Raw genomic sequence first — 14,100 nt, forward strand, 5'->3', positions numbered from 1 at the left:
GTTATTCCACGAAGCTGATCGAGCAGCTGCCCAGACCTTCTGCGGTGAGACTGAAATGATCGCCTGCCGCTGCCGGAATCAGCGGTGCCAGCGCACCGGAAAGGATGATTTCCCCTTTGCGGAAAGGGATGCCGTACTCGCCCAGCGTATTGGCCAGCCAGGCCACGGCTTCCGCCGGATGCCCTTGTACCGCTGACCCCAGACCGGAACCGGCTGGTTGGCCGTTCTTCTCGATCTCCATGGCCACTGCGGCCAGGTCGAGGGTGCTCGGGTCGGTGTGGGTCTCGCCGATGACAAACACGCCACAGGACGCATTGTCAGCCACGGTATCGACAATGCTGATGCGCCAGTCATCGATACGGGAATCCACAATTTCGAAGCAGGGCGCAACCCATTCGGTGGCTGCAAGTACGTCCTCGGCGGTAACGCCGGGGCCGGTCAGGTCAGTCTTGAGACAAAAGGCGATCTCACCTTCGGCACGGGGCTGAATCAATCCGGACCTGGACAGGCTCACTTCAGCACCATCGGCAAAGTGCATGCGATCGGTCAGAAAACCGAAGTCAGGCTGATGCACGTTCAGCATCTCCTGTACGGCCTTGGAGGTGACGCCAATCTTCTTGCCGATCACCCGCTCGCCGTCCGCTTCACGCAATTTCAGCGTGTGCAGGGAGATATGGTAGGCATCGTCGATGCTCAGCTCCGGATGGCGCTCGATTAAAGGCGAAAGGGTGCAGCCTTCTTTGAGCGCAATGTGCAGCTCCTGACCCAGTTGGCTGATCAGTGGTGTGTTCATGCGCTTCCCCTTAACCCCAGACGCTGCCTTCGGCACCACCATCCACCTCGATCACCTTGCCGGTGACCCAGCTGGACGCTGGCGTGGCGAAATACAGCGCGGCTGCCGCGATATCCTCAGGCTCGCCAATGCGTTGCAGCGGCGTGTTTCTGGCCATGGTTTCCAGCATGGCGGCAGGTGCGGCGTTCTCCAGAGCCGCTGTACGGATGGGGCCCGGTGCGATGGCGTTGACGCGGACTTCTGGCGAGAAGTCCTGAGCCAGAAGTTTGGTCAGGTGGGTCAGTGCGGCCTTGGCGGTGCCATAGGCGCTGAAATGCTTCTGGATATAACGTGCAGCCCCGGAGGTGATGTTGATCACGTTGCCGCCGCCGGCCTCACGCATGTGCGGTACACACAGCTGGGTCAGTGAATAGGCAGACGTCACGTTGAACTCGAGGACACCGGCAAAGTCTTCCGCTGTCATTTTCAGAGGATCGTTGGGACCGGAGCCCCCCGCGTTGTTGACCAGGTGCGTAATCCTGCCCATGCCTTCAACGGCAGCGGCAACCAGAGCTTCACGCTGTGACGGGTCGTTCACGTCGCAACTGACGGCGAGAGCACGACGGCCCAAAGCACGTACTTCTTCGGCCACTGCTTCCACATCCGCCAGGGTACGGGCAGAGCAGACGACATCGGCACCCGCTTCTGCATAGGCCAATGCGATGGCGCGTCCCAGGCCGCGACCGGCTCCGGTGATCACGGCAACCTGACCGTCCAGGTTGAACCTGTTGAGAATGGACATGGCAACTCCTTGTTATTATTCAGTCTTCAAAATCAGTTAGAGACGGCCCAGAGATCCGGCAGGCCAGGGTCGGTACGTTCGATCAGGCGCTTGAGCAGCAGTTTCAGCGCCATGGCGTCACCGGGGCCCAGTGCTTCCACGAGCTCTTCCTCGATTGCCTTGGCCTGAGCGATCTGATGTAGCGAGGCTTCACGGCCATCTGCCGTAAGGCGGTAGCGACCATCCTCGATGACAACGTGTCCACCGGTTATCAGTACCTCCATGTCGTTCAGGTCCACGGTGTAGCCGGTGTAGGCGATGTATTCGTTGATGTCGTCGAGAGTCAGGCGGTCACGAATGCAGAGGACTGACAGGATAAAGAACTGCTCCTGGGCCAGATGTTGCTCATCCAGCAGGCCCTTGAGACGGTTGACCATCTGAAAGTGAGCTCGGCCGAGCAGATACCCCAGCAGGTCTTCGGTATAGCTGCACTCGGGAGGCGGCTCTGCACGGGTCAGGCGGATCTCTTCTCGGGGCTTGCGGGCGGTGAGGGCGTATTGACCACTCTGGAATACCAGTGGTGGCAGGTCATTGTGATCGAACCGGAGCACCTCGCCGATGAAGATCAGGTGGTCACCACCGTCATGGATAAACGCGGTGCGACATTGAAAACGGGCAGTACAGCCGGGCAGCAATGGGGCGTCCGTCAGGCCGTCATCCAGCTCGATTCCGGCAAACTTGTCCTCGCCACGTGAGGCAAAGCGTCCCGAAAGCGACTCTTGCTCGACCGAGAGGACATGGACGTTCCAGTGCTTGGTTTCAGTGAAAACGGGCAGACTGTTAGCTGACTTGGCCAGGCTCCAGAGGACCAGGGGTGGATCCAGAGACACCGAATTGAAGCTGTTGGCGGTAATGCCAACCCTGGTGCCGTCCTGTGCGGTGGCGGTGATGATGGTGACACCTGTAGTGAAGGTGCCCAATGCCGCACGAAAGGCTTTGCTGTCGAAATTATTATTAGTCATGGTATGCCTCTGCTGGCCGGTGAGTCTCAGCCGAGTATTGCAGTGGTGACAAGGGGGTTCATCGTCTTTATGGACTAAGAGGATGTCGCCGCTGTCGTCCGTCTGGACGAGGTTTTCAGCCGTATCTAAGGGTAGTAATGTGGAGGTCATAACAATAAAGACAGCCGCTTGTCCGGCTGAATGAAACAAGGAGAACATAATGGCTGCAGCCGTAACGACCCCCGCCGGCATCCATGCCCTTCTGGATGTCCAGCAGCAGGCTTTCAATCGTGAGGGTGCGGTCAGCGCCGAAACCCGCAAGGCACGCATTCAGCAGGTGATCGATCTGCTGGTCGATCACTGTGATGCCCTTGCCGATGCCATGGGCGCCGATTTCGGTGAAGGAACCTCCGGGGGACGCCCTCGTGCCTTTTCCATCATGAATGATGTTCTGGGCTCGCTGGGGTCGCTCAAGCATGCCCGTGATCATCTCGAAGAATGGATGAAAGCGGACCCACGTAAACCCTTTGTGCCCTATGACCAGCTGGGTGGGCAGGCGGAAGTGCTGCATCAGCCCAAGGGCAGTGTGGGGATTATCGGCACCTGGAACGCGCCACTGTTTACGCTGTTCAGCCCGCTGGCCTGCGCGCTGGCAGCCGGCAACCGTGCGATCCTCAAGCCTTCCGAGGTGGTGCCCCAGACGGCTGCGCTGGTCGCCGAACTGGTCAGTGCTCACCTGGATCCCGAGATCGTGGGGGTGGCAGTGGGAGATGCCGAAATCGGTGCTGCTTTTGCGTCGTCACCTTTCAATCATCTGGTGTTTACCGGCAGTACCGCCGTAGGGCGCAAGATCATGCGTGCGGCCGCGGAGAACCTTGTGCCGGTAACGCTTGAACTGGGGGGCAAATCCCCTGTCATCATGGGGCGCAGTGCCGACCTTGATGATGCCTGCCGTCGCCTGGCGATTGCCAAGGGTACCAATGGTGGTCAGATCTGCATCAGTCCTGACATTCTCTATGTCCTGGCTGACAAGCTGGAGAGCGTGATCACATCACTGAAAGAGCACTTTTGCCAGTTCTACCCAACGGTGGATGACAACCCGGACCTTGTGGCCGCCGTCAATGACAGCCATCTGCAGCGTGTGGAAAGCTATCTGACCGATGCCCGTGAGCGTGGTGTACGCATTGAATCCAGCCATCCTGAAGCCTCGGGAACAACTCGCAAGCGTCCTCTTCGTCTGGTGATCAACCCGCCCGCTGACAGTCTGGTCATGCAGGAAGAAATTTTTGGCTCGGCCTTGGTGGTCAAGCCCTACGAAGAACTCGATCAGGCAATCGAGGATATTCATGGTCGTGGCAGACCGCTGGCGCTGTATTACTTCGGCTGGGATGCTGATGAGGAGGAGAAGGTACTGAGCAATACCCTGTCCGGTGGCGTGACCGTTAATGATCTGATGATGCATGCGGCCATGCACGAGGCGCCCTTTGGTGGCGTGGGGGCATCAGGTATGGGGCATTATCACGGTTATGAGGGGTTCCTCGAGTTCAGTCATGCTCGAACTGTCTTCCGTGCGCCTCAGTATGATCCGCGAGGGGAATGGGGCATGTTACCGCCGCACCATGATCAATTCGAAGCGATGATGCGGGCCCAGGTCACCAAGGATTGAGGATATAAGGATGACAACGCTGATTCAGACTCTGGATGCCGGGATTCTAAGGCTGACGCTTAATCGTGCCGACAAGCGGAATGCATTTGACCGTGATCTCTATGCCGCCCTGACCGCGGCTTTGAACGCGGCCGATGGCAACCCGGAGGTTCGAGTCGTAGTGCTCGGGGCTGAAGGTGACTGCTTCAGTGCCGGTAACGATATTGCCGACTTTCTGGCGGAGCCCGAGCAGGGAAGGCGTACCGACCCGCCGCTGAGGCTGTTGCGTGCATTGCGTGCTTGCCGCAAGCCCCTGGTGGCCCAAGTGAACGGTAAGGCGGTCGGGATTGGAGCTACTCTGTTGCTGCATTGTGATCTGGTGTATGCCAGTGAGCAGGCCGCGCTGGTATTTCCCTTCGTTGCCCTTGGGCTTTGCCCCGAGGGCGGCAGCACTCAGCTGATCCCGCAGCTGGCCGGGCATGTGAAAGCGTTTGAGTGGCTGGTATTGGGGCAGCCCTGCAATGCTCAGGATGCCGCCATGTGCGGTTTGGTTAATGCCGTGTTGCCGGTTGATCAACTGGCCGGGCAGGTCGACAAGGCTGCGTACAAGCTGGCGGCACTGGACCCGGACGCGGTGCAGCAGTCCCGACGTCGTCTGCAGCAGGCCTCGGGCGAACAGCTGGACGCTCTCATGCTGGCGGAAATGGACCTGTTCGAGCAGCTTTTGCAAGGAGAAGCAGCACAACAGGCGTTGCAGGCGTTTGTAAATCGCTGAACCTTCTGGCCAGCCTGCATCCGACGGCCGCTCATCGAGCGGCCGTTTTTGTTTGTGCAGGACGCCACTTCGGGGGAATGGCTCGTGTATTACACATTCTGAGTGTTCGATCTGGCTGTCGCACACGGATAGATGCATTGAATGGTGTGCGTCGGGGGATGAACCATTACGCGGTGCTGACAGCGCAAGACAGACGCGGCTGGCAAAAAAAACGGCCTCGTGAGAGGCCGCAAAATGAAGTGAAGGAACAAACGTTGTATCAGTTCTGCATCAGAATGCGTATTTCACACTCAGAGAGATGTTGTCACGATCTGTCAGCGGCTTCTGTTCGACCGGAATGGCCGCGTCAGCGTCACCCATGTAGGTCAGGTAGTTCAGGCCGACCTGAACACCGGTACGGTGGGTGAAGTCTGCACCGATGCTGAAGCGGTGATCACCCTCACCACCGACACCGCCGGTGATGGTGCGACCGCTGAGCTGGTGCGAGTAGGCCATGGGCACACTCAGATCCCAGTTCTCGGTGAAGCCCGGGTAGCTCAGTGTCAGGCTGCTCGAGAAGGCCAGGCCGTGACCGGAGTAGTAGAAGTCATCCGTTTCGCTACCCGGAACGCCGTTGATGCCACGCGCTTCAACATCCATGATATCGACGTAAGAGAGCTCGGCCACCAGTGTGGTGGTATCGGCCAGCCATGAACGACCAAAGTTGACCAGGGCATTCACGTTGGTCTGCATGATGTCTGCCCGGGTTGCAGAGGGCAGCGGGCTGCCGAAGAAGCTGGTATTAACCAGTACCGGGGCACCCTTCTTGTAGGTGATTTCACCCGCAACCGACGCCATGCCGAGGCTGGTGGTCATGGTCGCGCCATACAGCTCGATATCATCGAAATAACGAACGTTGTAATCGGCACTGAAGTCCGGGTTAATGGTGACTTCAGTCAACGGAATACGGTCATGATAGTTGAGGTAGTACAGGCCCCACTCGGTTTCCAGACTGGTGCGGAAACGGGTACCGATACCCCACTGACCAAATTCATCCGGCTCGATATTGCGGCCGCGTGAGCCGAAGAAACAAGGGGCCCCCGGGGGTGCGCTCAAACAGGTTGCGCCCTTGCCGACCGCTTCACTGGTGCTCAGGTAGCTGCCGGGCTCAGGCACCTGAACCGGGTGCCAGTTATACTGGGCATGCGCCATGATGGACCAGTTCGGATTGACTTCCAGCTGCATGGAGATCTGGTCTTCCGGCAGCAGGATATCCTTGACCTCTACGCCCGGGATACCGGCCTTGGTGCCGTCTGACGGACCCTGAGCCAGTGACATGCTGGGCATGAACAGGGCTTCGCCCCAGGCGACTACGTGCTTGCCCAGACGCAGGTCGAGGAAGCTGCCGTTGTCAAACTCAAAGCTGGTATAACCGTACAGGTCCAGCAGGCGGGTGTAGCCTCCGTGGTATTTCTCCGCATCATCGCTGAACTTGTCATCATCCTGATAGACATCGTCATAGAAGGTACTGGCTGACATCACCAGGCCGGAGTTGCCCTTGTGCAGGCGACCTTCCATCAGCAGGCCAACGCGGTTGTTGATCAGGTCGCCCTGGTCAAAATTGCCATTGCCGCTACTGGTCAGGGTGTCGTCCCGGTCATCCACTCGAACGCCCAGACCGTAGCTCAGGGTGCCTTTCCAGTCCAGGGTAACGCCGTTACCCATATCAATGCTTTCACCTGCATGGGCCTGAGTAGTGATACCTGCGGCCAGAACAGCGAGGGCCAACAGGTTCGGTTTGAATGCTGTCATGACTATATTTCCTCGCTATTTAGTGAGCGCGACGACGCAGCGCGGCGGGTGTGAAATCTTCAGGGTCCAGGCCACCAGCGTTCAGGATCGGGCCCTTTTCCAGATCCTGGAACAGGTTGTAGGCCACGTAGCCGCCTGTTGTCAGGTCATGGTAGAAGCTGGTGCCGGCGTGCCATGCACTCATGTCATAGGCGTAGTAGTAGTTCAGCAGCGCATGGTTAACCAGCTCGCCACGGGTATCGTAGTAATCGCTCATGACGCCATGCCAAGTGTCTTCATCGATGAACAGTACGCGCTTGCCGTACTTGTGACGGTGGGTCTCTTTCAGCGTGCCTTCCAGCACCCAGACGCGGCGCAGTTCGTAACGCATCAGGTCAGGGTTGGCGTGGTTCGGGGTCAGCAGCTGATCGTAGGACACGCCTTCTTCGTGGATACGGTAGGCGTTGGCCGGGACGTAGATTTCACGCTTGCCCTTGAGCTCCCAGTTGTATCGTTCCGGAGAGCCGTTCATCAGGCGGTCCTGGTCGATGGTCATCTTGCCGGAAGTACCTGCAGCCGGAGTATCAAAGCCGTATTCAGGCAGCTGGCGCACACGGCGGGTACCCGGGTTATAGGTCCAGGCCAGACGCTGGCCCTGAGCAAAGTTCATCGGCTCGATGGAAACGGTACGCTTGCCCTTGTCACGGGTCGGCAGCAAGGTGCCGGTGTCACTGTAGGCCATGATGTCGCCGATCGGCTTACCGATCAGGTCCGGCAGCGTGATGACGTTCAGCGTTGAGTTGAAGGTACGGCCCCAGGTGATCTCACCGCTGGTGTTCACATCGGCCAGGTCACGTTGTTCCATGACTTCAGTGAAGGCGCGGTACGGGTAGTTGTGATTGGCAAGTACCTGCATCGCCTGGTTTTCACCGGAGGGGATCGGGAAGGGTACCGGGCCCATATAGCCCTTGAAGCCCATACCGCCATCTACCAGCTGTGCTTCAACGGCGTTTTTCTTGGCGACTTCGCAGACATTGTCCGGATAGCGGAAGTCACGACGTCCCTGGTATACCGGAATGCGGAACGTATCCGGGAAACGCTTGAACAGTGCGATCTGGCCTTCTGTCAGGTTGTCCTTGTACTGTTCCCAGTTCTGACCGGTAATCTGAAACTGTGGCTTGTCTTCGGGATAAGGATCAATGGGGTGTTGACCCACATTGGGGGTGTACTCGATGCCTGGCGGGGTACCGAGCCATTTGCCGGAGAAGGCTGGAATGGTTCCTGCTTCGTTACCGGCGGCGATGCCACCCATGCAAGTCAGTTCATTACCCAGCTTTGACGCCTCTTGCGGCGTAACGCTGGCATAAGCGGATGCGGACAGGGCTAATGCGATAGAAGCTGCGAGCGGCTTCCACAGTTGCTGCTTTCTCATCTTGCCTCCAGATGTGAACCCAAGCTGTCAGCCATAATCGGGATTGTGTCTGCAGTGGGTGGCAGTGGGTTTTATTGTTGTTGTCCGCTGATTGTTCTGGAGTTGGCTGGATAAAAAATCGTCTAAAAAGACTAGTCGTGTTGAGTGGCTGGCAAATGGCAAAAAAAAACGGCCCGGAAGCTGCTCTCGGGCCGTTTTCAGGTCATGAATGACGGGAATTATCAGCGCTGAGTGTAGGGTTCTGCGCCGTTGGGTACATATACGCCTTCACACTTGTCGAGGAATTCGGCGCTGCGCTCACGCGGGTTGTAAAACTGCTTGTACCAGATGCGGGCCTTCATGAACGGACCGTCACTCGGGATGAACATGCCGTTCAGGCAGGGTGCCTTGTTGGTCCAGACTTCGAAGTCCTGTGCAAACGCCAGACGGCTGGCAAGCTGGAACTGGGCGGCGGCGATCTCGTCTTCAACGGTGGCTTTGGCATTGCCATTCGGTGATTTCACCAGCAGGGCGTGCCAGACGTGGACGCTGCCGTCTTCGATCGGTGTATGGTTGATCATGAGGATCGACTCGTAGTAACCGGTCAGGTGTGAAATCAAAACGCCCGGGCCATGGTACTTGGTGATGGTGTGCAGGATCGGGCTGACACCGTCATCACCGACCAGCGTACGGTGCGGACCACACTGGCGCTGGATGGCGTGATGGCCTTTGAACTCGTTTTCATAGCGCTGCACGGTGGAGCCATGAATGGGGCTCAGGTGGCCATAGTCGCAGATGTTATCAACTACTTCCTGAGGGTGCTGTTTCAGCTCGCCCAAGTCGTCCCACTTCCACTGTACCCATGCTTCATCATCCCACTCAGGCAGGCTCGGGCATTCCCATTCCGGCTCGCCGCCCTCAGGGTCGTGCCATATCCAGATGGCACCCAGGCTTTCTTTTACGGTCCAGGACTTCACGCAGACGGTCTTGGGAATGGCACCGTCGTGATAGGGAATGTCGTCACACTCGCCTTTGTCGTTGAAGCGCCAGGCGTGATAGGGACAGCGGATGCTGTCGCCTTCGATGTTGGTGCCACCGCCGTCGATGATGACATAGGACGTGTCATTCGGTGCCGCAAGATGGGTTTTCATGTGCGGACAGTAGGCGTCAAGCAGTACCACCTTGCCAGTGGCGCGGCCCCGGTAAAGGGCGAAATCACGACCGAAGAAGCGAACGGCCAGCGGCTTGTGAGTGTTGATCTGATCGGAAGTTGCGATCATGAACCAGCCACGGGGGAACGTGAAATCTCCGAGCCGGTAGTCCTGGGATGTTGCCATGGGGAAACTCCTTGATCTTGTTGTTATTACCCGTTCGATTCTGAATTTCGGTTCCGAACGGGACATACCCTGTTTGGACGATATGGATTCCAGCGCCTGATCTGCGTCAATAGAGAAGATCAGTTCAGGCTGGCATCCAATTGCTCAAGGCGACGCTGATAGGGTTTGATCGCCAGGGCATAGAGAACAGCGGTTACCAGCAATAGGCAGAGTACGGTGACCAGCGCCCAGCGCAGTCCATCCGGCCCCATCGTGCGGGTGTATACATCACTCAGCGTGCCTGAAATGAAGGGGCCGAGGCCTGCGCCAATCAATGTCATGAACAGGTTGACGAAAGCGGCCCCCATGGCGCGCTGCGAGCTGGTTAGCAGGTGGCTGACAGCGGCAAAGGTGAGGGTAGGCCACCAGCTCTGGAAAAAGGCGAAGCCGGCGCAGAACAACATCGCGTAGGGGACGTTGAACGGGCCCATGCTGAAGCTGGAAGTCTGTGGCCAGAGCAGGAAGGCAATGCCCATCGGCAGGCTGATCAGAATGCCCAGCATCGGCAGGGCGATCTGCCAGCGGGTGTCACGGCGAATCAGGCGGTCACACAGCCAGCCACAGAACAGGGTGCCCAGAACCGCAAACAGGCCGCTGGAGATACCGAACAGGAAACCGGCATGCGCCAGAGGCATTTCGTACGTGCGCAGCAGGAAAGTGGGGGCCCAGATGCCAAAGCCGTAGCCCACCACACCGGTCAGCGCGACGCCGAAGCACAGCAGAACGAATGCGCGTACCTTGAAGATGCTTTTGATTTGCGGAGCGGCCTTGATATTGCGGGCAGCTTCAGCCTGGCGCCGCTCTTCGGCGCTGTCGAATACCCCTCGGCCCGGGTCACGGGTGAAGAACCAGAGCGTGGCGGCAATGGCCACACCGGGGATGCCGAAGACCAGAAAGGTGGTGCGCCAACCGTAGGTCTGGGCGATATAGCCGCCGACGACCATCGCAATCAGGATGCCCAGCTGTGGTCCCAGCATGAAAATGCTCATTGCCATTGAGCGGCGCGACTTGGGATAGAGGTCCGCGACCATGGAAACGGAGGGTGCCATGCCGCCGGCCTCGCCAACGGCGACAGTCATACGTGCGATCAGCAGCTGCCAAAAGCTGGATGCCATGCCGCATGCCATGGTGGCGATGCTCCAGAGACCGCAGCAGATGGAGATCATTTTGCGGCGGTCGGCGCCTCGGTCAACCATGCGGCCCAGCGGAATACCAAGAATGCCGTAGAGAACTGCAAACGCCAGGCCGGTCAGCAGTCCCATCATCGTATCAGAGGCGCCGAATTCCTGTTTGATTGGTTCAATTACGATCGCGATGACGTTACGGTCGATAAAAGAGAACACGTACACCAGGGCCAGCAAGACCAGTGTAAAGTGGCTCCTGACCGTCACTTTGGGTGGCATGATCGACATGGCGAACTCCGCTTGGATTTATTGTTGTTGGTGACAACTTACCTGACTGCCAGACAGCAGCATCGTCCTTTTGGACGTAGTGGCAAGGGGGAGTGATGGCGTCAGATGGGACTCTGGAACTGCTCTGCCCCTACCAATATAACAGGAGAGAGTCATGCTTGAACGTGAGACCGAAGCGCAGGTGCGTGCCCGCAAGGTGGCCGAAAAGGATGCGCTCGAGTATCCACACCAGCCCCCTCAAGACAGCGGGGAAGTGGTCGAGGTGGCTGACGGCGTCTATTGGGCGCGCATCGCCATGCCGATGGCGCTGGATCATATCAACGTCTATCTGCTCGCCGATGACGACGGCTGGTACCTGGTCGATACCGGTCTCAATACCCAGGCATCGCGTGACAGTTGGCAGGCTTTGTCCGAGCGGCATTTCTCGGGTAAGCCTCTGAAGGGGATTATCTGTACCCACTTTCATTATGACCACGCCGGGCTTGCCAGCTGGTTGATGAAGGAGTTCAGCGCGCCCCTGTACATGACCCACGGTGAATATTTCACCATGCGAGCTTTGGCCAGCTCCGATACCACCATCAAGGAAGACTCTCAGCGGGAGTTTTTTCTGCGTACCGGTATGCCGCTGGAGCGGTTTGAACGTATGCTGGGTTCGCACCGGCGCGACCCTTTCATTCCGGAGTTCCCGGCCAGTTTCATTCGCCTCCGTGATGGAGATGAGCTGACCATAAAAGGACGCCAGTGGCGAGTAGTCGTGGGGGAAGGACACTCTCCCGAGCATGCCTGCCTCTATGCTGAGGATGACAGAATATTACTGGCCGGGGATCAGGTTCTGCCCGGTATCAGCTCAAACGTATTGGTTAGCGATGTGGAGCCTGAGGCCGATCCGCTCAAACTGTGGATGAGCTCGCTCGACCGGCTCAAAACGCTGGCAGAAGACACGCTGGTACTGCCGGCGCATGGTTTGGTATTTCGCGGCTTGCATACCCGCGTCGACCAGCTGCACGCCCATCACCAGCGTCAGCTAGACGTGTTGATGGGGCCAGCCCGCCAGGGAGAGAGCTTTACCGCCTGGGAGGCGATGAGCTGGCTGTTTACTCGCGAGCTCAATTCGATCGAACTGATGCTGGCGCAGGGTGAAACCCTGGCGCACCTGAATTACCTGTGCCGAACCGGACAGCTCCTTCGGCAGCGCGGCGAAGATGGTATGGACCGATACTGCGCACAGTGATTGAATTCTGAATACAACAATAAGAGGAAACACAATGAATGCCATTGCGGAAAAGGTTGCGGCCATTCAGGCTCAACTGACAGCGCCTGGAGCGCCTTTCGAACTGGCCACCGTCGAAACGGATCATGGCGCCTATCGGGTCTACAAGAATGCAGCTCCCAACCTGGTTGAACTCATTCGACAGGCGCGTCGTGACGATGACGATTGTTTTATGGTCTACCAGGGGGATCGCTGGAGCTTCCGCCGTTTTTATGCGCATGTGGACGCGCTGGCCTCCTGGATGTATTGCCAGGGCATCAAGCCCGGTGACCGTGTGGCAATCGCCATGCGAAACCGTCCCGAGTGGGTTGCGGTCTTCATAGCTGCAGCCCGTCTGGGCGCGGTGCCTGCACCCCTGAACAGTTTCGGTCTCGGTGAAGAGCTGCGTGATGCCCTGCAGGGTCTGGATGCAGCCGTGCTGGCCTGTGACAGTGATCGTTTGAGTCGAATCGAGACATCGGCGGTGTCTGATACCACGCGCATCTTGCTCGTGGGACCGGCTCCCGAGAACGATGGTCATCGCTGCAACCCCTATGATCAGGTGATCTCAAGGCCGGTTGGTGCCTTGCCCGATGTCACGCCCAAACCCGAAGACCCGGCACTGATCCTGTTTACCTCAGGTGCTACCAGTCGCGCCAAGGCAGTTGTATCCAGTCAGCGTGCCGTGTGTCAGGCACTGTTCAATATCGATTACATCAGTGCAATGTCGGTGATGACTTCGCCGGAGGCGATGGCGCGTATCCAGCAGATGAGGCGTGCGCCGGTCATTCTGACTGCGGTGCCGCTGTTTCATGTCAGTGGTCTGCATGCACAGCTGCTCACCGCCGTGCGTACCGGCCGTCGTCTGATCTTCATGCACAAATGGGATCCTAAGGCAGCAGTGGAGCTGATGGCCGCTGAACAGGTTACCCAGTTCAACGGCGCACCTTCAATGGTAATGCAGCTGTTGCGTGAGGCTGAATTTCATACCGACGAGATCAAGGGCGGTCTGGCCGGCCTCGGTTTTGGTGGTGCCGGTTTGCCGCAGGGGCTCATCGACGAAGTGCTGGATGCCTTGCCGGATCAGCTGGTTGGTATTGGCTACGGCATGACCGAGTCCAACGGGGTCGGCGCCGGTATCTCAGGTGATCTGTTCCGGTTGCAACCACCCGCTTCAGGTCTGATTTCGCCGCTGATGGACGTTCGTGTGATGGATCCGGCGGGCGAAGTTCTGGAAACCGGTCAGGACGGTGAGATCTGCCTGAAATCCATTACGCTGATGGACGGTTACCTGGGAGACGAAAATGCGACCCGTGACGCCCTGCGTGACGGCTGGCTGCACACCGGTGACCTGGGGCATGTGGATGCCGATGGCTTTATCTACATCGTTGATCGTCTCAAAGATGTTATTAACCGTGCCGGTGAAAACATCGCCGCTGCCGAGGTTGAATCCTGCCTGTTGCGTCACCCGCTGGTGCGTGAGGCCGCGGTACTGGGTGTGCCGGATGAGGAAACCGGTGAAGCGGTTGTAGCCGTTGTCGCCATCCAGCCGGGTGAGGAGCTGGAAGAGGCCGAGCTACAGGCGTTTGTCGGTGAGCATCTGGCCTCCTACAAGGTACCATCCATGGTTTCCGTGCAGCAGGAAAAGCTGCCGCGCAATCCGGCCGGCAAGCTGCTTAAGCAGCAGATCAAAAAACAGCTCTTCCTCTAATCCAACTGTCTTTCCTCCTCTATGGCGGGTACCCACCGGGTATCCGCTTCTTGTCGTTGTCTGCCTCACAAATTCGCTTAGTCCGCTTTGACGATGCCTGGTCTTGTTGCCCTTGCGCATGATGGGGAGCAAGTGCCAATGGCGTTGGCACAGGTCGCAGCCACACGGCTGCCCCCGGGTTGAGAATAATAAAATGG

The 14,100-nt window shown here is 58.2% G+C and carries 11 protein-coding genes; 4 read left to right on the forward strand and 7 right to left on the reverse strand.

Features of this window, described 5'->3' with window-relative positions; translation table 11 throughout:
• Position 1 precedes the first annotated feature (1 nt).
• The 3 genes from LN244_RS04775 to LN244_RS04785 are packed head-to-tail and all read right to left on the reverse strand — an operon-like array spanning position 2 to position 2,575.
• Complete coding sequence (locus LN244_RS04775; RefSeq protein ID WP_239041706.1) at positions 2 to 793, reverse strand: fumarylacetoacetate hydrolase family protein; 792 nt, start codon at positions 791 to 793, stop codon at positions 2 to 4.
• Between the two features lie 10 nt (positions 794 to 803).
• On the reverse strand, positions 804 to 1,574 hold the full coding sequence (locus LN244_RS04780; RefSeq protein WP_239041707.1) for a glucose 1-dehydrogenase: 771 nt from the start codon (positions 1,572 to 1,574) through the stop codon (positions 804 to 806).
• A gap of 32 nt (positions 1,575 to 1,606) precedes the next feature.
• Positions 1,607 to 2,575, reverse strand: a complete 969-nt coding sequence (locus LN244_RS04785) for a flavin reductase family protein (RefSeq protein ID WP_239041708.1) — start codon at positions 2,573 to 2,575, stop codon at positions 1,607 to 1,609.
• 199 nt (positions 2,576 to 2,774) lie between these two features.
• On the opposite strand from LN244_RS04785, the gene LN244_RS04790 reads away from it, so the two are divergent.
• The gene (locus LN244_RS04790; protein WP_239041709.1) at positions 2,775 to 4,220 is read left to right on the forward strand and encodes a coniferyl aldehyde dehydrogenase; all 1,446 of its coding nucleotides are present in this window, start codon (positions 2,775 to 2,777) and stop codon (positions 4,218 to 4,220) included.
• Positions 4,221 to 4,230: 10 nt separating this feature from the next.
• Positions 4,231 to 4,974 carry an enoyl-CoA hydratase-related protein gene (locus LN244_RS04795; protein WP_239041710.1) on the forward strand — a complete coding sequence of 248 codons (744 nt, stop codon included), beginning with the start codon at positions 4,231 to 4,233 and terminating at the stop codon, positions 4,972 to 4,974.
• Positions 4,975 to 5,244: 270 nt separating this feature from the next.
• Here LN244_RS04795 and LN244_RS04800 read toward each other — a convergent pair whose 3' ends face one another.
• The 4 genes from LN244_RS04800 to LN244_RS04815 all read right to left on the reverse strand — a co-directional run bounded on the left by LN244_RS04800 (position 5,245) and on the right by LN244_RS04815 (position 10,943).
• Positions 5,245 to 6,765 (reverse strand): DUF1302 domain-containing protein, encoded by a 1,521-nt coding sequence (locus LN244_RS04800; RefSeq protein WP_239041711.1) that lies wholly within the window; start codon positions 6,763 to 6,765, stop codon positions 5,245 to 5,247.
• 19 nt (positions 6,766 to 6,784) lie between these two features.
• Entirely contained in the window at positions 6,785 to 8,176 is a 1,392-nt protein-coding gene (locus tag LN244_RS04805) for a DUF1329 domain-containing protein (protein ID WP_239041712.1), read from the reverse strand.
• 221 nt (positions 8,177 to 8,397) lie between these two features.
• Positions 8,398 to 9,492 (reverse strand): Rieske 2Fe-2S domain-containing protein, encoded by a 1,095-nt coding sequence (locus LN244_RS04810; protein WP_239041713.1) that lies wholly within the window; start codon positions 9,490 to 9,492, stop codon positions 8,398 to 8,400.
• A gap of 119 nt (positions 9,493 to 9,611) precedes the next feature.
• Entirely contained in the window at positions 9,612 to 10,943 is a 1,332-nt protein-coding gene (locus LN244_RS04815) for a spinster family MFS transporter (protein WP_239041714.1), read from the reverse strand.
• A gap of 154 nt (positions 10,944 to 11,097) precedes the next feature.
• Here LN244_RS04815 and LN244_RS04820 point away from each other — a divergent pair, with 154 nt between their 5' ends.
• Positions 11,098 to 12,174, forward strand: coding sequence for an MBL fold metallo-hydrolase (locus tag LN244_RS04820; protein ID WP_239041715.1), 1,077 nt, complete (start codon positions 11,098 to 11,100; stop codon positions 12,172 to 12,174).
• Positions 12,175 to 12,208: 34 nt separating this feature from the next.
• A complete protein-coding gene (locus tag LN244_RS04825) occupies positions 12,209 to 13,903 on the forward strand; it encodes a class I adenylate-forming enzyme family protein (RefSeq protein ID WP_239041716.1) in 1,695 nt (564 codons plus the stop codon).
• Positions 13,904 to 14,100: the final 197 nt, after the last annotated feature.

Origin of the sequence: Marinobacterium sediminicola (assembly GCF_022343685.1) — a bacterium.
GTDB lineage: Bacteria > Pseudomonadota > Gammaproteobacteria > Pseudomonadales > Balneatricaceae > Marinobacterium > Marinobacterium sediminicola.

Excerpts from the sequence above, each read along its gene's own strand:
- LN244_RS04775 (WP_239041706.1), bottom strand. The coding sequence starts at position 793 with ATGAACACACCACTGATCAGCCAACTGGGTCAGGAGCTGCACATTGCG.
- LN244_RS04780 (WP_239041707.1), bottom strand. The coding sequence starts at position 1,574 with ATGTCCATTCTCAACAGGTTCAACCTGGACGGTCAGGTTGCCGTGATC.
- LN244_RS04785 (WP_239041708.1), bottom strand. The coding sequence starts at position 2,575 with ATGACTAATAATAATTTCGACAGCAAAGCCTTTCGTGCGGCATTGGGC.
- LN244_RS04790 (WP_239041709.1), top strand. The coding sequence starts at position 2,775 with ATGGCTGCAGCCGTAACGACCCCCGCCGGCATCCATGCCCTTCTGGAT.
- LN244_RS04795 (WP_239041710.1), top strand. The coding sequence starts at position 4,231 with ATGACAACGCTGATTCAGACTCTGGATGCCGGGATTCTAAGGCTGACG.
- LN244_RS04800 (WP_239041711.1), bottom strand. The coding sequence starts at position 6,765 with ATGACAGCATTCAAACCGAACCTGTTGGCCCTCGCTGTTCTGGCCGCA.
- LN244_RS04805 (WP_239041712.1), bottom strand. The coding sequence starts at position 8,176 with ATGAGAAAGCAGCAACTGTGGAAGCCGCTCGCAGCTTCTATCGCATTA.
- LN244_RS04810 (WP_239041713.1), bottom strand. The coding sequence starts at position 9,492 with ATGGCAACATCCCAGGACTACCGGCTCGGAGATTTCACGTTCCCCCGT.
- LN244_RS04815 (WP_239041714.1), bottom strand. The coding sequence starts at position 10,943 with ATGTCGATCATGCCACCCAAAGTGACGGTCAGGAGCCACTTTACACTG.
- LN244_RS04820 (WP_239041715.1), top strand. The coding sequence starts at position 11,098 with ATGCTTGAACGTGAGACCGAAGCGCAGGTGCGTGCCCGCAAGGTGGCC.
- LN244_RS04825 (WP_239041716.1), top strand. The coding sequence starts at position 12,209 with ATGAATGCCATTGCGGAAAAGGTTGCGGCCATTCAGGCTCAACTGACA.